Annotated in this window: 1 protein-coding gene; it reads right to left on the bottom strand. The window is 51.9% G+C overall.

Annotated elements, in window-relative coordinates; translation table 11 throughout:
* Positions 1–98: 98 nt before the first annotated feature.
* Positions 99–262 (bottom strand): paraquat-inducible protein A (locus ACYP03_RS26670; protein WP_459782761.1); only part of this gene is annotated, 164 nt, incomplete at its 5' end.

Raw genomic sequence — 262 nt, 5'->3', positions numbered from 1 at the left:
AAATCCATAATGGCGATATCTGTCTGTCTCTTTTGACGTTCACCGGTTGAGGCTGTTGTGGGCCGACGGGGTTGCCAAAAGGCGGCTGCGGTGGGTATTTACTGTTTGTCATAATTATCCCAAATCAGGCGAGAGTCCAGGCTTTCTGCTGCCAGCATGGTGAGCACGACAACGATCGCAAAGGCAATGGCTCCCGGGCCAGGGGTAAAATCCAGAATCTGGCCGCGATCAATGAGCGTGACCATTAAAGCAATGACGAACA

It is taken from the genome of Photobacterium sp. R1, from assembly GCF_054600795.1.
This window is presented reverse-complemented; position numbering and strand designations above follow the sequence as displayed.